The 18,768-nt window shown below is 50.8% G+C and carries 13 protein-coding genes; all 13 read left to right on the top strand.

Features of this window, described 5'->3' with window-relative positions:
- The first annotated feature begins 8 nt into the window (after positions 1-8).
- The 13 genes from ITJ87_RS12610 to ITJ87_RS12550 all read left to right on the top strand — a co-directional run bounded on the left by ITJ87_RS12610 (position 9) and on the right by ITJ87_RS12550 (position 18,765).
- Complete coding sequence (locus ITJ87_RS12610; RefSeq protein WP_117974673.1) at positions 9-2,369, top strand: TonB-dependent receptor; 2,361 nt, start codon at positions 9-11, stop codon at positions 2,367-2,369.
- 21 nt (positions 2,370-2,390) lie between these two features.
- Complete coding sequence (locus ITJ87_RS12605; protein WP_117599539.1) at positions 2,391-3,695, top strand: hypothetical protein; 1,305 nt, start codon at positions 2,391-2,393, stop codon at positions 3,693-3,695.
- 17 nt (positions 3,696-3,712) lie between these two features.
- On the top strand, positions 3,713-4,660 hold the full coding sequence (locus tag ITJ87_RS12600; protein ID WP_117599538.1) for a sirohydrochlorin cobaltochelatase: 948 nt from the start codon (positions 3,713-3,715) through the stop codon (positions 4,658-4,660).
- A gap of 69 nt (positions 4,661-4,729) precedes the next feature.
- Positions 4,730-6,244: a PepSY domain-containing protein gene (locus tag ITJ87_RS12595; protein WP_117599537.1), complete on the top strand. Its 1,515-nt coding sequence runs from the start codon at positions 4,730-4,732 to the stop codon at positions 6,242-6,244.
- Positions 6,245-6,259: 15 nt separating this feature from the next.
- Positions 6,260-10,171: a cobaltochelatase subunit CobN gene (locus ITJ87_RS12590; protein WP_117964382.1), complete on the top strand. Its 3,912-nt coding sequence runs from the start codon at positions 6,260-6,262 to the stop codon at positions 10,169-10,171.
- A 13-nt stretch (positions 10,172-10,184) separates the two neighbouring features.
- Positions 10,185-10,742: a hypothetical protein gene (locus ITJ87_RS12585; RefSeq protein WP_117599535.1), complete on the top strand. Its 558-nt coding sequence runs from the start codon at positions 10,185-10,187 to the stop codon at positions 10,740-10,742.
- Between the two features lie 33 nt (positions 10,743-10,775).
- Positions 10,776-11,381, top strand: coding sequence for a MotA/TolQ/ExbB proton channel family protein (locus ITJ87_RS12580; RefSeq protein WP_117964383.1), 606 nt, complete (start codon positions 10,776-10,778; stop codon positions 11,379-11,381).
- Between the two features lie 21 nt (positions 11,382-11,402).
- Entirely contained in the window at positions 11,403-11,735 is a 333-nt protein-coding gene (locus ITJ87_RS12575) for a DUF2149 domain-containing protein (RefSeq protein ID WP_005836672.1), read from the top strand.
- A 115-nt stretch (positions 11,736-11,850) separates the two neighbouring features.
- Positions 11,851-13,920 carry a TonB-dependent siderophore receptor gene (locus tag ITJ87_RS12570; protein ID WP_181980943.1) on the top strand — a complete coding sequence of 690 codons (2,070 nt, stop codon included), beginning with the start codon at positions 11,851-11,853 and terminating at the stop codon, positions 13,918-13,920.
- A 34-nt stretch (positions 13,921-13,954) separates the two neighbouring features.
- Positions 13,955-14,779, top strand: a complete 825-nt coding sequence (locus tag ITJ87_RS12565) for a sirohydrochlorin cobaltochelatase (RefSeq protein ID WP_005836669.1) — start codon at positions 13,955-13,957, stop codon at positions 14,777-14,779.
- Between the two features lie 209 nt (positions 14,780-14,988).
- Positions 14,989-15,888, top strand: coding sequence for an AraC family transcriptional regulator (locus tag ITJ87_RS12560; protein ID WP_005836667.1), 900 nt, complete (start codon positions 14,989-14,991; stop codon positions 15,886-15,888).
- 99 nt (positions 15,889-15,987) lie between these two features.
- Positions 15,988-17,397, top strand: coding sequence for a precorrin-3B C(17)-methyltransferase (cobJ, locus tag ITJ87_RS12555; protein ID WP_057098097.1), 1,410 nt, complete (start codon positions 15,988-15,990; stop codon positions 17,395-17,397).
- Between the two features lie 99 nt (positions 17,398-17,496).
- Positions 17,497-18,765 (top strand): bifunctional cobalt-precorrin-7 (C(5))-methyltransferase/cobalt-precorrin-6B (C(15))-methyltransferase, encoded by a 1,269-nt coding sequence (locus ITJ87_RS12550; RefSeq protein WP_005836663.1) that lies wholly within the window; start codon positions 17,497-17,499, stop codon positions 18,763-18,765.
- The last annotated feature ends 3 nt before the right edge of the window (positions 18,766-18,768 follow it).

Raw genomic sequence — 18,768 nt, 5'->3', positions numbered from 1 at the left:
GAACTGAAATGAGATTCATCACAGGACTGCTATTTACATTTATCTGCCTACTGCCTGCAGGTAGTATGGCACAGAATAAGGTCACCTTATCCGGAAAAGTCAAAGACCAGCACGGGACACCGATAGCCCAAGCCACCATCGCTGTGGAAAACACCACCTCCGGCACCTATACGGATGACCGGGGGAAGTATTCACTGCAAGTCGCCCCGGGTAAACATACCTTCGTCGTCTCCTTCCTGGGCTACCAAACCGTGAAACAATCCCTCGACATCCGGCAGGATAAAAAACAGAACTTTACATTGCAGGAAAGTGCCGTAACACTGAGTTCTGTCGAGGTCTACGGAAAGACCCAAACGCAGAAAGTGAAGGAAGGAGCCTTTTCCGTCAATGCACTCGACATCAAGCCGATAGTAAACTCACTGAATAACCTCAACGACCTGGTGAACCGTACAACGGGCATTAAGGTGAGAGAGGAAGGCGGAGTTGGCTCGGACTTCGACCTCTCCATCAATGGAATGTCTGGAAATTCAGTCCGCTACTTTTTGGACGGAATGCCACTGGACACCAAAGGAAGCGGTGTTTCCCTCGCCAACTTACCCATTAACATCATAGACCGGATTGAGATATACAAAGGAGTAGTCCCTGCCAGCTTGGGAACAGATGCACTGGGCGGCGCCATCAATATCATTACAAAGCAGGAAAAAAAGGATTATCTGGATGTATCTTACGGCATCGGCTCCTTCCATACCCACAAGGCAGACTTGAATGCACAGTTCGTAGAAAAGAAAAACGGACTAATAGTCCGGCCCACCGTTGGCATCAACTACTCCAAAAACGATTATAGAATGAAGAATGTACAGATGCGCGACGAAAGCGGGGACAACTTCATATATGGCAATCCCAAGCGTTTTCATGACGGCTACTTCTCGCTACTGGCACAGGTGGAAGCCGGATTTGTCAACAAATCCTGGGCTGATGCTTTCTTTGTTTCCGCCTCCTATTCAAAAACAGACAAGGAACTGCAGACGGGGTCTGTTCAAAACAAAGTATACGGAATGGCAGAAAGGAATTCCGATTCCTGGAACATCTCTGCCCGCTATCAGAAGTACAACTTCATCCTGAAGAACATGCAACTGAATGCCTCCCTCTCCCACACCTGGGACCATTCCTTGACCGTGGACACTGCCTATCGGAAGTACTATTGGGACGGAGGATACATCGTGAGCCAGCGCAACGAGATTATGGGCAAAGAACCATCCATGCGCCACTACAAGCGTCCGCTCACCATCATGCGCACCAACCTGGACTATCAGCTGAATACCCATCACAGCTTTAATCTGAACTACCATTTGAGCCGTACCGGAAACGACCGCTTCGATGACCTTGATACCAGCTTCGAGCCGTCAAAAGATGTGGTTACCAAACATATCCTGGGACTCTCCTACAACCAGTCTCTGTTGGATGGCAAGATGGAAAACGTATTCTTCATAAAAGACTACATCAACCATCCCAATATCCGGCAGACCGACCAATCCAGCGTGACCGGCTCGAAGGATGTGCAAGGCTCCACCACCAAGAACTACCTGGGTTACGGTGCCGGACTCCGGTATATCATCGTGGAACCTTTATCCATCAAAGTATCCTACGAGCATAGCGTAAGACTGCCCATCGCCCGCGAGCTGTTGGGAAACGGTACCACCATCTATGCCAACGTGGCACTGAAACCGGAAAACAGCAACAACTTCAATGCCTCTCTGTTCGGCACATGGCACCCGGGCAATGGACATACATTCTATTATGAGATGAGCGGATTTTTCCGTAAGGTAGACAACTACATTCAGACCAGCATTGCCGAGAAAGAGGGTACAATGCAATATACCAACGTCCCGGCTGTCCATGTAAAAGGTGCGGAAGGGGAAATGCGCTACGACTGGCAAGGCAGACTGCAACTCGCCACAAACGTCAGCTACCAGGACACTCGCGACCAGCAGAAGTACAAGGGTGACGGAAAGCCCTCTGCCACCTATAACAACCGTGTGCCCAACCGCCCGTGGCTATTCGGTAGCGTAGAGGCTTATTATACCTTCCGCAACATTGCCCTGCCCGAAAGCAGATTGCGCCTGGGTTGTACCTATCAATGGGTACACTGGTACTTCCTGACCTGGGAAGCTTACGGCGCATATGATAACAAGGCACGCATTCCCGCCCAGCACATCTGTAATGCCGACATCACTTACTCATGGAGACGCGGACGCTATAATCTGGCTTTGGAGTGTACCAACTTCCTCGACAAGACAGCCTATGACAACTACAAGCTGCAGAAGCCCGGACGTGCTTTTTTTGCTAAATTCAGACTATTCATTAACTAATCATTTAATAATTCATTCAAAATGAGAAAATTCAAATTTACACTGATTGCCTTTATGGCTGCCATGATGGCACTGTCATTCACAGCGTGTTCCGATGATGACCCGGAACCTAATCCTAATCCCGACCCGGAAGTCAATGAGGATAACTATCACTTCGACCTATTTGTCACCGTAGACAAACACGGTGGGATGAGTAGCAAGAATACCACTATTGTCCATAGCGTCAACTCATTGGCCGCAGAGCAGGGTGTCATCACTGTGAAAAGAGAAGGTTCGGAACTGGGAGATTATTCCATGGAGACTATCTCAAAAGGAAAATATTACTACCAAATACCCGCAACCAACGACCGTTTCGTAAAATATCAAATCAAGAACAATGCAGTTCAGGTTATTGCAGAACGTCCTTTCAAGGCCAACAGCTATAAGGTACGTTCCTACACACATGCCTGGATTGATGACAACACACTCGTCATCATGTCTACCAATGGTAAGAAGGACAAGATTCTTTATACGAAACTGAACGCAGAGGACTTGACTATCCTTGCTGAAGGTGAACTCAACATACCAGCCCCCACCAACTGGCTCAAACTGACAAGCTCCGGTATCCTCACCTACCGCAAATCAGACAACAGATTGTACTACTTCTACTATTGGAAAGAGACAGACGGTTTGACGAATATAGACCAGCAAGAGCCTAACTTCCATACAGCCATTATCAACCCCTCTACCATGGAAGTAGAAAAAGATGTGCTCTCTCCCATCGAATGCGAAATGGCAGGAAGCGCTTACGGAGAACTGATGCAAAACTGCGTAATGTACGACGAAGCAGACAATCTCTACCTAGCTTGTTTCCACGAAGAAGATAACGCTTTTTTCAAAGGCATCCTGCTACGTATCAACAAAGGCGAAACAGAATTCGACGCTTCCTACAACGGCTATCCCAATGCCGACGGCAAATTGCTGACCGTTCAATATCTGGAAGGGAACAAAGCCTTAGTGTATGCACGTAATGACAATGCCGATAGACCCGCTGCAGATAAGCAACCCGGCATCGACGCTTACTCTCACTACTACGCCATCCTCGATCTTACCACCGGAACCAAGACACGCTTAAGCTATGATGGCAAGGAAATCGGTTACAGCGGCGGTCGCTTCTCACAGCGTTCTGTCATCTTCAACAACAAAGCATACATTGGTGTAAACACTGAAGAAGATGCCAACGCCGTTATCTACATCTATGACATCAAGACCGGTAATGTAGAGAAAGGAGCCGAAGTGGACGGACGCTTCTACTTCGATATGATACGTGTCATAGAGAACGATTAAAACAAGCATCAGTATTTATGAAGAATTTGTTTGTCTTTTTATTCCTTTGTAATTTCCTCCTCCTCTGCCATGCGCACGGGGGAGGCAATTACGAGCACAGCGATATGCTTGCAAGTATGAAACCCGGTGACAAGGCCGCCCTGCTCATGGTGCACTTCGGCACTACGCATGACGATACCCGTGCCCTCACCATTGATGCCATCAACGCCAAGGCACAAGCTGCCTTCCCGGAGTTGAAGTTCCAAGAAGCCTATACGTCGCGCATCATTATCCGCCGCTTGAAAGAGCGCGGCACCACGAAGCTGACTCCACTGGATGCCATGCTGAAACTGCGCAGCGAAGGTTACACACACCTCATCGTGCAGAGCACCAACATCATTGACGGAGTAGAAATGGAATCACTCCGCAGGGATGTGGAAAGTGCACTGCCCTTCTTCAAGGAAATACGTGTAGGTACTCCCCTGCTCTACTCTATAGAAGATGCAGAGAAAGTGGCAAGTATTCTGGGGAACCGCTACAACGCCCCGGCACAAAGCAAGAAAGCTACCAAAGAACACTTCGTCCTTGTGGGCCACGGCACCTATACCCCCAGTACCGCCATCTACAGTCAGATGGACTATATGCTGAAAGCAGGCGGACTGACCAATTTCCATGTGGGCACCATCGAAGGTTATCCAACCTTTGACACCATGCTGGCACAACTGAAAGCCGGGAAAGCCAAACGTGTGACCCTCATACCCTTCATGTTTGTTGCCGGAGACCATGCCAAAAACGACATTGCCGGAGAGTGGAAGGAGATGCTCGAGAAAGAAGGCTTCACCGTCAGTGCACAACTGGAAGGACTGGGACAAATTCCGGAAATTCAAGAAATATTCATTGACCATATCCGTTTCGGACTGAAGCACCGCATGCTGGACATCATGACGAAGAAGGCGGCCTATGCTGCCGGAAAAGACACAGAATAATATACCCATTAGTGGGTATTTAGTGTTCTTGAATCATCTTGTACTTTTGCAGGAAAAACGCGAACGACAATGAATGTTATCACCAAACTGATGTACTCTATTCATAGGATACTGGGCACTTTGCTCTGTATCCTATTTCTCATGTGGTTCCTCTCCGCCTTCGTGATGATGTACCACCGCTTTCCCCGTGTCAGCGCCAAAGAGAAAATGCAAAAGCTGGATATGCTCTCCCAAACCGGAGACTCACTTCCGGACATCTCCTCCGTCACAGCCCGCCTGCCCCGTGGCGTAAAGGTCAGGTCTACGATACTGAACCTCAATGCCGGACACCCCGAGTTCAGCTTTAGTACCACAAAAGGCACGCTTCATTTCCTTGCCGATTCCACCATCTCACGACCCTCTCTGGACAGTGAACACCTGCACCGGACAGCAGCTTTGTGGTGTTCTTCTCCCATTACCCGTATCGACACCCTCCACTCTCTGGACCAATGGATTCCCTTCGCTGAACTGAAAAAGGAAATGCCCATTTATAAAATATACTTTGCCGACGATGCCGGGACACAGCTCTATCTGAGTTCACAAAACGGTGAGGCCTTGCAGTTCTCCAACAGAAGCGAACGCTTCTGGGCATGGCTGGGTGCCATTCCCCACTGGGTATACTTCACCTGGCTGCGGCAGGACACCGTCCTTTGGACTAAGACCGTCATCTGGCTCACAGCTCTGGGTTGTCTCATGGTCATTGCCGGCATTTGGGTAACTGTGGATGTATGGCGTAAGACGCACCGAAGCCGCCATCCCAAGTTCTCCCCCTACCGAAAAAGATGGTATCACTGGCACTACGTCAGCGGAATCTTTTTCGGCATCTTCGTACTGACCTTCACCTTCAGCGGCATGATGTCTCTGGCAGACATTCCCGAATGGATTCATAAACCGGCACTGAAGAAAGGCAGCGCCACACGCACGCTCCATGCCCGTGCCCCACAACCGGAGGATTACCCCTTGGACTACCGCCGTGTCATAGCTGCCTATCCCCAAGCTTTGCAGATAGAGTGGCGCAACTTCCGCGAACATCCCTACTACATCGTAAAAGATAGAAAAAACGAGTATTACATCGATGCCGCCGACAGCCTGCCGCGTCCGTTACAACTCTCCGAAGAAGAAATCCTGAAAGGCGTGGAAAGCATTTATGCCTCCCGGCGTGATTCTTCACAACATATCCCCGGCATACGCATCTCCCGGCTCGAACATTTCGAGACCTACTATCGCGACATGAGCAATATGTATCGCGGACGACCCCAGCTTCCCGTCTGGAAGATTACGGTGGACGACCCGGACCGGAGCGTCTATTACATTCACCCGGAAACGGGAATCATCCGCCATACAGACACTTCCTCCCGCTGGAAATACTGGAGCTATACAGCCCTGCACCGCATGCGTCTGCCCGGTCTGAACTCCAATGCCACCCTGCGCAAGACTGTGCTTTGGGTATTGCTGCTTGGAGGTACAGCCGTTTGCATCACGGGTGTGGCGTTAAGTGTGAATTATATAAGAAGAAAATGTTGCAAAAGACAAAAACTCTATTAACGAGAATAAACTTGTATGAATAAGAAAAGACTTGGAATATTCCTCGGCAGCATAGCCCTATTGATTGTCTGCAGCTTTGCGGCCTATCAATACTGGCTGGCTCCTACACGTATACTTATTATCAACGCAACCCTGGCACAAGCTGCCGACATTGCCCTGAACAATGACTGTGCCCGGATAGAAGTCAACTGCATCAAAAAAGAAGATGTGAAGGACCTTTCCGGCTATGACGCCATCGTGATGTACAGCAGGGGCTTGTATCTCGATGACAGCCAAGTTGCCGAAGTGGAACGGGTGGGTGCCGGCGGAGTACCGGTCTTTACCAATACGTTACGAAACTCCGCTTTCTCCATCAACTATAACATCACCAACGAGCAACAGCACACGTTGCGGGAGTACCTCAAGAACGGCAACAAACACAACTACCGGAATGCCTTACTCTACCTGCGCCACATTGCCACTCCCCACCGGTGGGGACACCAAGATTACGAGCCTCCCATCCCATTGCTAGAGAACATGTTCTACCACCGCGAATACGGCTGCTACTTCAGTACTCCGCAAGAGGTAACTGCCTATCTGAAAGAAAAAAATCTCTACCATGAGGACGGACGCAACCTTGCCCTGATTTCCGGACTCAACTTTCCGATGGAAGGAAACCGTGCCCACGTAGATTCCCTCATCACACGCCTGACACAAGCAGGCTTCAATGTCTACCCTTTCACTGCCGGAGGCCAACCGCGTGCCGATATGATACGTACCCTCCATCCCGATGCAGTAGTCTACCTACCTATGGGACGGCTGGGCAATGACTCACTCATCAACTGGCTGCACCAGGAAAACATTCCTTTATTCATGCCTTTCCCGCTGATTCAGCCCCACGAGGAATGGCTGAACCCCAATACCCCCGTCAGCGGCGGTACGCTGACTGCCCGTATAGTGGTGCCGGAGATAGACGGAGGCATGCTGCCCCTCTGCATCGCCACCCAAAACAAAAACAAGCAGGGATATTATCTGTACACCGCCGAAAATGAACGGATAGATGCCGTAGTGGACCATATTACCAAGTACATGTCCTTGAGAGACATGTCCAACAAAGAAAAGCGTGTTGCCATCTGCTACTTCAAGACTCCGGGAAAAGACGCTCTGCTGGCAAGCGGAATGGAAGTGATTCCTTCACTCTACAACTTCTTGAAACGCCTGCGCTCGGAAGGGTACGACGTCGGCGGACTGCCTGCCACTGTAGAGGAGTTCGGCAAGCGGATACATCGTGACGGTGCCGTCATGGGTTCGTATGCCAAAGGAGCGCAAGAACAGTTTTTGAAAACAGCACACCCGGTATGGTTGTCTACCGAGCAATACGAACAATGGGCACACGAAGTACTCCTTCCCGAGAAATATCAGGAAGTGACGGACAGATATGGAGATGCGCCCGGCAATCTGCTGGCAACAGAAGATAGTATCGCCATTGCCTGCCTGCAATTCGGCAATATCCTGCTCTTCCCCCAGCCCCGCCCGGCATTGGGAGATGATGAGTTCAAACTGGTGCACGGTATGCCGGTGGCGCCGCCCCACAGTTATCTGGCTCCTTATCTGTATATGCAAAAAGGTTTCAAAGCAGATGCGGTGATTCACTTCGGCACCCACGGCAACCTGGAATATACTCCCGGAAAGAATGTGGCACAGTCGCAGGCCGACTGGTCGGATGTACTGATTGGTAACCTCCCCCACTTCTACTTCTATACCACCGGAAACGTAGGCGAGGGTATCATTGCCAAACGCCGAACACATGCCGTACTGGTCACCCATCTCACTCCGCCCTACGTGGAGAGCGGTATGCGCCAACGCTATTCGGCCTTGCTGGAAGATATTCACAAAGTGCTGGACGAAGGGACTGCCAAACACCGGGCTCTGGGAATGAACATCAAAAAAGAGGCCATGCGCCTGGGGCTGCACCGCGACCTCAATCTGGATTCCATATCCGGCGAACCCTATACAGCCGAGGAGTTGGAACGTCTGGATGCCTTCACCGAAGAGATAGCCAACGAAAAGATACTGGGTGCGTACTACACCATGAACGAGCCTTATTCTGACCGCGACCTGCTGACTACCACTCTCGCCGTCGCTGCCGACCCGCTGGCATACGAAACGGCCCGCAAGGACCGCGATAAAGGTAAAATCACCACAAAGCAGTTGCAAGACTTTACCTATATAGCCCACCACTACTTGCCTGCTGCCAGGAAAAGACTGACTGCCTTACTCCAGAATCCACCCAAAGATACTGCATCTGTAGCACCGGAGCTTCGCCCCGCCCTGCTCTATCGCGAACAGTTGCTGGCCTCCACCGCCAACGAGCAAAATGCCATGGTGCGTGCACTCAGCGGGGGGACCGTATTTCCCGCTCCGGGAGGTGACCCCGTACTGAACCCGAACGTTCTGCCCACCGGACGCAACATGTACAGCATCAACGCCGAGAATACTCCCAACCCAAGGGCTTGGGAAGATGGGAAGCGATTGGCAGAAGCGACTTTAAAACAGTACATCAGCAAGCACGGCAAATATCCCCGGAAAGTAAGCTATACCTTCTGGGCAGGCGAATTCATCAATACGGAAGGAGCCACACTCGCTCAAGTATTCTGGATGTTGGGAGTAGAACCCGTACGCGATGACCAAGGCAGAGTGGTCGACTTGAAACTGGTGCCCAGCGAAGAACTGGGACGTCCGCGCATCAATGTGCTGGTGCAAGTCTCCGGGCAACTGCGCGACATCGCCGGTTCCCGCCTGAAACTACTGACCGATGCCATACGTCTGGCATCGGAAGCCGGGAATGAGACCTATTCCAACTACGTGGCATCAGGTACATTGTTGCAGGAAAAATTACTGGTAGAAAAGGGAACTTCCCCCAAACGTGCCCGTGAAATGTCTGTGATGCGTGTATTCGGACCGGTCAACAGCGGATACAGTACCGGTATGATGGCCTATACCGAGCACAGCGGTTCGTGGGAAAGCGAAAAGGAAATAGCGGAAGGATATCTCAACAATATGGGTGCCTCTTATGGGGACGACGAAAATTGGGGAGACGTCCAGGAAGGTTTGTTTGCCTCAGCACTGTCCGAAACGGATGTTGTCATCCAGCCCCGTCAAAGTAACACATGGGGCCCCATCTCTCTGGACCATGTATATGAATTTACGGGCGGACTCTCGCTCACCGTCAAAACCGTGACCGGCAAGGAACCGGATGCCTATATGGCAGACTACCGCAACCGGACCAACCGCCGCATGCAGGATGCCAAAGAGGCCATTGCCGTAGAGACACGTTCCACCGTCTTGAACCCTACCTTTATACAAGAGCGGATGAAAGGCGGGGAAGGTTCGGCGCAGATGTTCGGCGAAATCTTCCGCAACATCTTCGGCTGGCACGTTATGCGTCCGTCGGCCATAGACAAGGAACTGTTCAATGACTTATATAGAATATATATAAAGGATGAGAATAAGCTGGGCATTCACGAATACTTCCTCCGTGTCAATCCCGCCGCATTCCAGGCCATGACAGCCGTCATGCTGGAAAGTGCCCGCAAAGGTTACTGGAAAGCATCTGATGAGCAACTGAAAACCACCGCCTCCTTGCATGCACAAATCACACGCGAGAAGGGTGCCGCCTGCACAGAGTTCGTTTGTGACAATACCAGGCTCCAATCGTTCGTTGCCGACCGGTTGAACAATAGTGAGAAGCAGACCTATACCCGAAACATGCAGGAGGTACACGAAGCATCCGTAACCAATGACAAGAATGTCGTACTGAAAGAACACAAACTGGCTTCCGAACAAACGGTACGTAAGAACAGAGTGAACGGAGTGATTGCAGGCACTCTTGTCATCATAGGCTTCATCGGATTGGTCGTACTGTTGAAGAGAAGGAAAAAAGAATAAGAAACAGAGTATTATGGAATACGTCATTCATCTGTTAGCCCTATTCATCGCCCTCAATTTTCTATTGAAGGTGGGGTTCTATCCCCGCTGGGGAATGTGGACGGTTGCCGCAGGCTGTGCCTTTTTTGCGTGGCTGGTGACTCCGTGGATGACGGAACAGTCCAAGACCGTGGTGGCATCTTTTTTTGCTTCCCGCCCGCAGATGTTGAACTTGTCGGTATGTGTCACCCTGGAAGCTGCCGTAATGATAGCTTTCTGTTTCGACTGTTTCGCAGAAATGCGTACCCGCAACACGGCCTTCAAACAAGCGGTCACCCTCTTGCTGAAGCTATACCCCGGCATACTGATAGGCGGAGTAATCTGCTACGTCCTGGCGCTACTGCTTTTCTCTTTTCCCGGTCTTGATTTCGGCAGTCTCTCATGGATAGCAGCCGGTGTTACTTTCCTTGCAGTCGGTGCCGGTAGCCGTTTGCTGCGATATGCTATCGGTGACAAGCCGCTGCGCTTGGAAGTATTGTTCATTGTCAATATTTTCATTGTTATATTGAGCATCATTGCCACGGGCTATTGAAACGAATTAAAGAATTAAAAACTAAAAAGATATATGGAAACAATCTCAAGCACACTGTTCTGGATTTCGAACGGGCTGCTGGTTCCCGTCATAGTCCTGCTGCTGCTACTCTTTCTACGTGCCATTCTCCTTGCGGGAGGTTTCTTCGGGGAGTTCTATCAACGGATGAAATTACAGAAGCAATTCGCTGAAACACTGGAGAACATCACCCCAGAGAATATAGACGGACTGCTGCAGCAACTCCCGTCGGCAGGTAACTCCCCTCTCCTCCGCAGCTTGTCCAAACTGTCCGCACACCGGGACGACGACGCCTACTGCGAACACCTGCTTGCCAATTATGAAGTGGAAGCCGAGAAGGAGTTGGGACGTTCGCGTACTTTCATCAAGCTGGGTCCTATGTTGGGACTGATGGGTACCCTCATCCCGATGGGTCCCGCACTGGTAGGTTTGGCACAAGGAGACATCTCCTCCATGGCCTACAATATGCAGGTGGCTTTTGCCACTACAGTGGTAGGACTGGTCATTGCTGCTGTCGGCATCATCACCCTGCAAGTGAAACAACGCTGGTATGCCCGCGAAATGAACGACTTGGAATATCTGTACAAAGTGATAAGCCGCCAAACGGCCGAAAAGGAATAACGGACTAACGATACGAAAACAATGAAGAGTAAGAGAAACAGATTACTGCACAGCGATTCGGACTCCGACCCCATGGGTACGGTAGCCAATCTTTTTGACGTAGCAATGGTCTTTGCCGTAGCCTTGATGGTGGCTCTCGTCTCCCGCTTCAATATGACGGAGATGTTTTCCAAAGAAGACTTCACCATGGTGAAGAATCCCGGAAAGGAAAATATGGAAATCATTACCAAAGAAGGGCAGGAAATCAAGAAATACACTCCCAGCGAAGACCCAAAGACCTCCGGTAAAAGAGGAAAGAAAGTGGGAGTTGCCTATCAGCTTGAAAATGGAGAGATTATCTATGTGCCGGAATAAGGGAATACAGTACCTATTAATAGCTATTTGGCCATCGCAGTATAACAACTATTAAGTATTTCACCCTCCGATAATGGTATGTACCTTTGCAGCGTTATATAAAATAAAACAATATATGATAAAGAAAAGACTTCTCACAGTTCTCCTTATGGGAGGAATCATCGCCACCGGTGCCTATGCACAAGCAGAAAAAGGTGACAGCGACGATATGACCAAGAAAACTCACGAGTTGAACCCGGTCGTAGTAACGGGTACGGGTACACATCAGCGACTGAAGAACACTCCGTCTCCGGTATCGGTTATCACTGCCAACGAGATAAAGCGTGCCGGTATCACCGACTTCCAGCAGGCCTTGACCATGATGGTACCCTCGCTCTCCTTCCGTCCGAACGCAATGGGGTCCTATCTGATGATGAACGGACTCTCCAACAAGCACGTGCTGATATTGGTCAACGGACGCAAGGTCACGGGAGACATTACCGGTAACATCGACCTCAACCAAATAGACATGACCCGCGTCAAACGCATCGAGGTACTGAACGGAGCCGCTTCTTCCCTTTATGGTTCGGATGCCATCGGCGGTGTAATCAATATCATTACCAACGAGCCTAAAGATGTGGTAGCCTTCAGCAGCAATAGCAGCTATACGAGAAAGAATCAATTCTCCCAAGGCTTGAATCTGGACATCGCCCAAGGAAAAATAGGGTCCTACACTTCCTATAAATACGACCACTCCGACGGTTGGCAAAACAGCCATCTGACAGAAGATGGAGAAGACATCATCGAAACGATTGCCCCGCTCTCCCTGGGCTACAGCTCGAATAACTTTTCGCAGAAGTTTACCTATGATGCTACGGACCAGCTTTCCTTCTATGCCAACGGTGGATACTATAACCGCGGACTCGAACGTCCGGTAGAACGCGAGGATATCACCGGCGGAAGCAAGTACAACACTACCTACGAAGGTTACAACTGGGGGGCAGGCGCCAAATACAAACTGAGTAAACGCAACGTTATCCAGTTCGACTATTCAGGAAACAATTACGCATCACGCTACAAATACCTGATAGAAAACAGCGGATACCTGCCCGGACAGTATGCGCTTACCAAGCTTCAGAAATTCCATGATGCCGAGTTGAAAGGTATCTTCGGTTTTACAACCAACAGCACTACGGTGTTCGGTGCAGACTATCGCTGTGAAGTGCTTCGCCGTCCCGACTCCGATTTGGACAAAAGTGTCTATACGGCATCAGCCTACGGCCAGCATGAAGTGAAGCTATGGAACCATCTGACCGGTGTTGCGGGTGTACGCTACGACCATCACGAACAGACGGGTGGACGCTTCACCCCCAAAGTGGCAGCCATGTACAACATAGGCAACTTCAATGTACGTGCCACCTATGCTGCCGGATTCCGTGCTCCGGGCATCGACGAGCTCTACTACCACATGTTCAAGAAGACAATGGGTACACGGGCCACCATCTCATTGGGTGACGAGAACCTCGACCCCGAACGCAGCAACTATTACTCCATCAACATGGAATACCGCACCAGCCGTTTCAGTGCTTCCGTCACCGGCTACTTGAACTACGTAAAGAACATGGTAACTTCCAAATCCACCAAATTCGATGACCTACCGGAAGCAGAGCAGAACCGGTTGCGTGAAGAGTTCCCCGAAATCGGTGACCTTTCATCCACGAAAAACCTAAGTGTCAAGAACTACTTCAACTTCGAGAAAGCTACCGTCAAAGGCTTTGAAGTGAACTTGAACGGCAATCTGTTCCCGGGCTTCACCCTGGCCGGAAACTATACCTACGCCTATGGACGCGGTCTGAACGAAGGAGGCGAATGGCAAAACATCGAGCGCAGCATACGCCATACAGCCACCATCACCGGAAACTATACACACAGCTGGAGCGACTATACCTTGAACCTCAACTTGAACGGTCGTCTGCAAAGCAAAGTCTACTATCCGGGCGACGCGGACGGCAATGCTCCGGGCTACGGCATCTGGAACCTCAATACCCGCCATACCTTCGACGGCTTCCGCAACTTTGTCATCGAACCGGGCATCGGCATAGACAATATCTTCAACAAGAAGGACAACCGCCCGCTGAACAAGAACTTCGCCTTGTATTCTCCGGGACGTTCGGTAGTAATCAGCCTGGCACTCAGACTAAAATAATCTCTCCATAACGCATTTAGAAACAACAACAATTATGAAACATCTTTTCATCACTCTCTATTTACTCGGCATCAGCCTCTTCTCCTCCGCACAACAAGAGGAGAAGGCGGCTCTGCTCATCACCCATTATGGCAGTTCGGACCCTCAGACACGTGCCTTGACGCTCGACGTCGTGACCCGTGAGGCACAAGAAGCCTTTCCGCAGTTTACAGTGCGCGAAGCATACATCTCGCCGATTGTACGAAAAAGACTTGCCAAGGAGGGTGTGTACAAAGACAGCCCTACGGATGCACTGCTGAAACTTCGCGCCGAAGGCTACCGGACCATCTACGTCCAGAGCACCACCTTGATAGAAGGCAGTGAGATGACCTCCGTCCGCAGGGATGCAGACAAGCTCCGTCCCTTCTTCAAGGAGATAAAAGTGGGAAATCCCCTGCTCTACTCCGTCGAAGACTGCGAGAAGGTAATCGGTATACTGACCGCCGAACAGCCGGAAAAGAAAGAAGACATTGTCTATGTGGGGCACGGCAACCAGCTACCCAGCACGGCTACTTACGCCATGCTCGACTTCATGATGAAAGCCCATGGACTGAAGAACTTCCACGTCAGCACCATTGAAGGATATCCTACCCTGGACGCAACCCTGCTGCAACTGAAAGAGACACGCCCCAAGAGCGTGACATTGGTTCCGTTGCTGTTGGTATGCGGCAACCATACCAAGGAAGACATTGCCGGCGTGTGGAAGACGGAACTTGAAAAGCAAAGCTATCAAGTGAATGTACGCATGCAGGGACTGGGCGAAAACAAAGCCATCCGCCAGCTCTATATGGAACACATCAAAGCTATGCTAAAAGATTGATAACCAGCAAGCGTAAAAGGGCTACACCTTTTACATACCAAGGCTACACCCTTTGCTCCGGATGGCTACACCATTCCGGACAAAGGGTGTAGCTCTTTTCAATGTACACAGATTACGGACATTTGTAACCATATTACGGATTCCTCCTCCTGCGATATGGAACTTTCCGGATTATTCTCTACATTTGTACAAAACTAACAGGAACGTTTATGGAAGAAGTAATCAAGCTCAATGCTGTAGACCAATACAACAAGATGTTCGGTCTCGAAACCCTGCATCCGCTGGTCAGCGTAGTCGATTTGTCCGAAGCCACCGGATATCCCAGGCATTTCACCTTGAACTATGGCGTATACGCCCTTTTCCTCAAAAACACCAAATGCGGAGACATACGCTATGGAAAACAGTATTACGATTACCAGGAAGGCACGGTAACCAGCTTCGCCCCGGGCCAGGTGACCGAGGTCAACATGCTGGAAGGTATGCAGCCCAGCGCCTCCGGCCTGCTGTTCCACCCCGACTTGATAAAAGGCACCTCGCTGGGACAGGGAATAAAGCAGTATTCCTTCTTTTCCTATTCCTCTACCGAGGCACTGCATTTGTCCGAAGACGAGAAAGAAATCTTCCTCGACTGTCTGAAGAAGATTAAGATGGAAATCCAACGCCCCATCGACAAGCACAGCAAGGGTCTGATTGCACGCAACATCGAGCTACTGCTGGACTACTGCATGCGTTTCTACGAACGCCAGTTCATCACCCGCTCGGCAGCCAACAAAGACATCCTGATGAAATTTGAAGCACTGATAGACGACTATTTCCAGAGCGACAAACCGCAGACCGAAGGACTGCCTTCCGTGAAATACTTCGCAGACAAAGTGTTCCTCTCCTCCAACTATTTCGGAGATTTGGTGAAGAAGGAAACCGGAAAGACGGCGCAGGAATATATCCAGAACAAAATCATCGACCTGGCCAAAGAAATGATTATAGGAAGCGGGAAGACGGTCAGCCAGATTGCCTATGAGCTGGGATACCAGTATTCGCAGCACTTCAACCGCGTGTTCAAGAAGAACGTAGGCTATACTCCGAGCGAATACCGGCACTTACAGGTTTAGACAATAAGGATTCACCACAGATTACGCGGATTAACACAGAGTTTTTTCGGTTTCATCAAATATAAGTTCTATCTTTGTATGCCAATAGAACATATGGATATGAAACACCCCAAAATAATTGTTGCCGGCATCGGACCGGGCAATGAATCGGATATAACTCCCGCCGTAATTTCCGCTTTGCAAGAATCAGATGTAGTGGTGGGATATAAGTATTATTTCCAGTTTGTAACCCCTTATCTCCACCCCTCAACAACATGCATAGATACCGGCATGAAGCGTGAGCGCGCCCGTGCCGAGCAGGCTTTCGAGCTGGCAGAGCAGGGAAAGACGGTCTGCGTCATCAGTTCCGGGGATGCGGGCATCTATGGTATGACGCCGCTTGTCTACGAGATGAAGCGGGAAAGGAACAGCGACGTGGAAATCGTTTCGCTGCCGGGCATCAGCGCTTTCCAAAAGGCAGCCTCACTGCTGGGAGCTCCCGTAGGACATGACTTCTGTGTCATCTCCCTTTCAGACCTGATGACTCCCTGGGAGCGTATTGAAAGGCGTATCATCGCAGCCGCTGCCGCCGACTTCGTGACGGCAGTCTACAACCCCAAAAGTGAAGGACGCTACTGGCAGCTTTACCGCTTGAAAGAACTCTTTCTGCAGGAAGGACGCTCACCGGAAACGCCCGTGGGATATGTACGCCAGGCAGGACGCCCGGAACAAGCGGTACACATCACCACGCTGGGAGATTTCAATCCCGAAGAGGTGGATATGTTTACAGTCATATTGATAGGCAACTCACAGTCCTACGAATGGAACGGAGCCTTCATCACTCCGCGCGGCTATTACCGGGACACGAATACCGAAGCCACGGGCATCGGGCAAGACATCATGATTCGCAGTTTCCGTACCATCGAAAAGGAACTGAAGAACAAACATATTCCCCTCGACCATAAATGGGCTTTACTCCATGCCATACATACCACCGCCGATTTTGAAATGGAGTATCTGCTGCATACGGACGAAGGTGCCGTGGCTTCCTTGTATCAAGCCATCGAGAAAGGCGGAATCAAGACCATTGTCACAGACGTCACGATGGCAGCCAGCGGTATCCGCAAAGGAGCTTTGCAGCGGCTGGGCGTAGAGGTGAAATGTTACCTTGGCGACCTGCGCACAGCGACGATGGCTGCAGAGAAAGGCATCACCCGTACCCAGGCAGGCATCCGCCTGGCTGTGGAGGAGCATCCCGATGCTTTCTTTGTATTCGGCAATGCACCTACGGCACTTATGGAACTCTGCGACCTGATACGTAAGGGCAAGGCACATCCGGCGGGCATTGTTGCTGCACCGGTAGGCTTCGTGCATGTGCAGGAGTCCAAACACATGGTGAAACCCTTTACGGAAATACCCAAGATTATCGTAGAAGGACGTAAGGGAGGCAGTAACTTAGCTGCCACGCTGGTGAACTCCGTGCTGTGCTACAACGATGCGGAGCAGTTGCGCCCGGGCAGGGATGTGTAAGTGAAAAGAGACATTCCATAACATTACTTGTTACGACCGATAACATTACTTGTTATGCCCCCTTACATTACTTGATATTTTCATAAGATTACTCATTGAATGAAACACAGATTTATAATCATAGGAATGGATGACAACCGTTCCCCCTTCTTTCCACCGGAAGCACTGGCACAGATACGGAAGGGGAAGGTCTTCTCCGGTGGCATACGGCATAAGGAGATTGTCGGTCCTCTGCTGCCTGCCGGGGCCGAATGGATTTCCATCACCGTACCGCTGGACTGTGTCTTTTCCCATTATGAAGAAATATTTACCCGCTTCGAAGAGACGGCTACGGACAACTCCATCATTGTATTCGCGTCCGGCGACCCGTTGTTCTTCGGTTTTGCCAATACCATAAAGCGTAAGCTTCCCGAGGCAGACATTCTGCTCTATCCCGCTTTCAATTCCTTGCAGACATTGGCACACCGCCTCGTCATGCCGTATGACGACATGCGCACCGTCTCCCTGACAGGACGCCCCTGGCAGGAGTTCGACCGTGCCCTCATAGAGCGTGCCCCCAAAATAGGCATCCTCACCGACCGCGAACATACCCCGGTCACCATTGCCGCCCGCATGCTGAAATACGGGTACTCCCATTACACGCTATACATCGGCGAACATCTCGGCAATCCCGAAAAGGAACGCATACGCCGGATGACACCCCGGGAAGCGGTTGCCGGCGACTTCGAACATCCCAACTGCCTGCTGCTGGACAGCCATCCCGGACAATGCCGCACAAACTCCCTGCACGGCAGCGTACAAGCCCCGGACTTTCCAGTCCGTCCCTTCGGCATCCCCGATGAAGAGTTTGCACATCTTGACGGACGCGCCCGCATGATAACCAAGGCTCCCATCCGCCTGCTCACCCTGCAGGCATTGGAACTGAACCGCCGCCGCGTTTTCTGGGACATCGGTTTCTGTACCGGTTCCGTCTCCATCGAAGCCCGCCTGCAATTTCCCCATCTCGCCGTCATCTCCTTCGAGATACGCCCCGAAGGAAAAGAGCTGATGGACACCAACTCCCGCCGCTTCGGCGCACCGGGCATTACGGCGGTAACCGGAGATTTCCTGCACACCGACCTCACTCCCTTTGCCCGCCCCGATGCCGTCTTCATCGGTGGACACGGCGGACATCTGGAGGAAATGATAGAGAAAGTGAAACAAGTGCTGCACCCCGAAGGCTGCATCGTCTTCAACTCCGTATCGGCAGAAAGCAAGGAGGCGTTCTGCCGAGGAATCGAGCGGAACGGAATGGTGCTCCACCCTTCCACCCATATCGCCTTGAACGAATATAACCCCATTGAAATTATGAAAGCCACGCTTTCTTAAACA

Source organism: Bacteroides sp. HF-162 (genome assembly GCF_015679285.1).
GTDB classification, from domain to species: Bacteria; Bacteroidota; Bacteroidia; order Bacteroidales; family Bacteroidaceae; genus Bacteroides; species Bacteroides uniformis.
The sequence above is the reverse complement of the archived record's forward strand: the minus strand, read 5'-3'. Positions and strand labels throughout refer to the sequence as shown.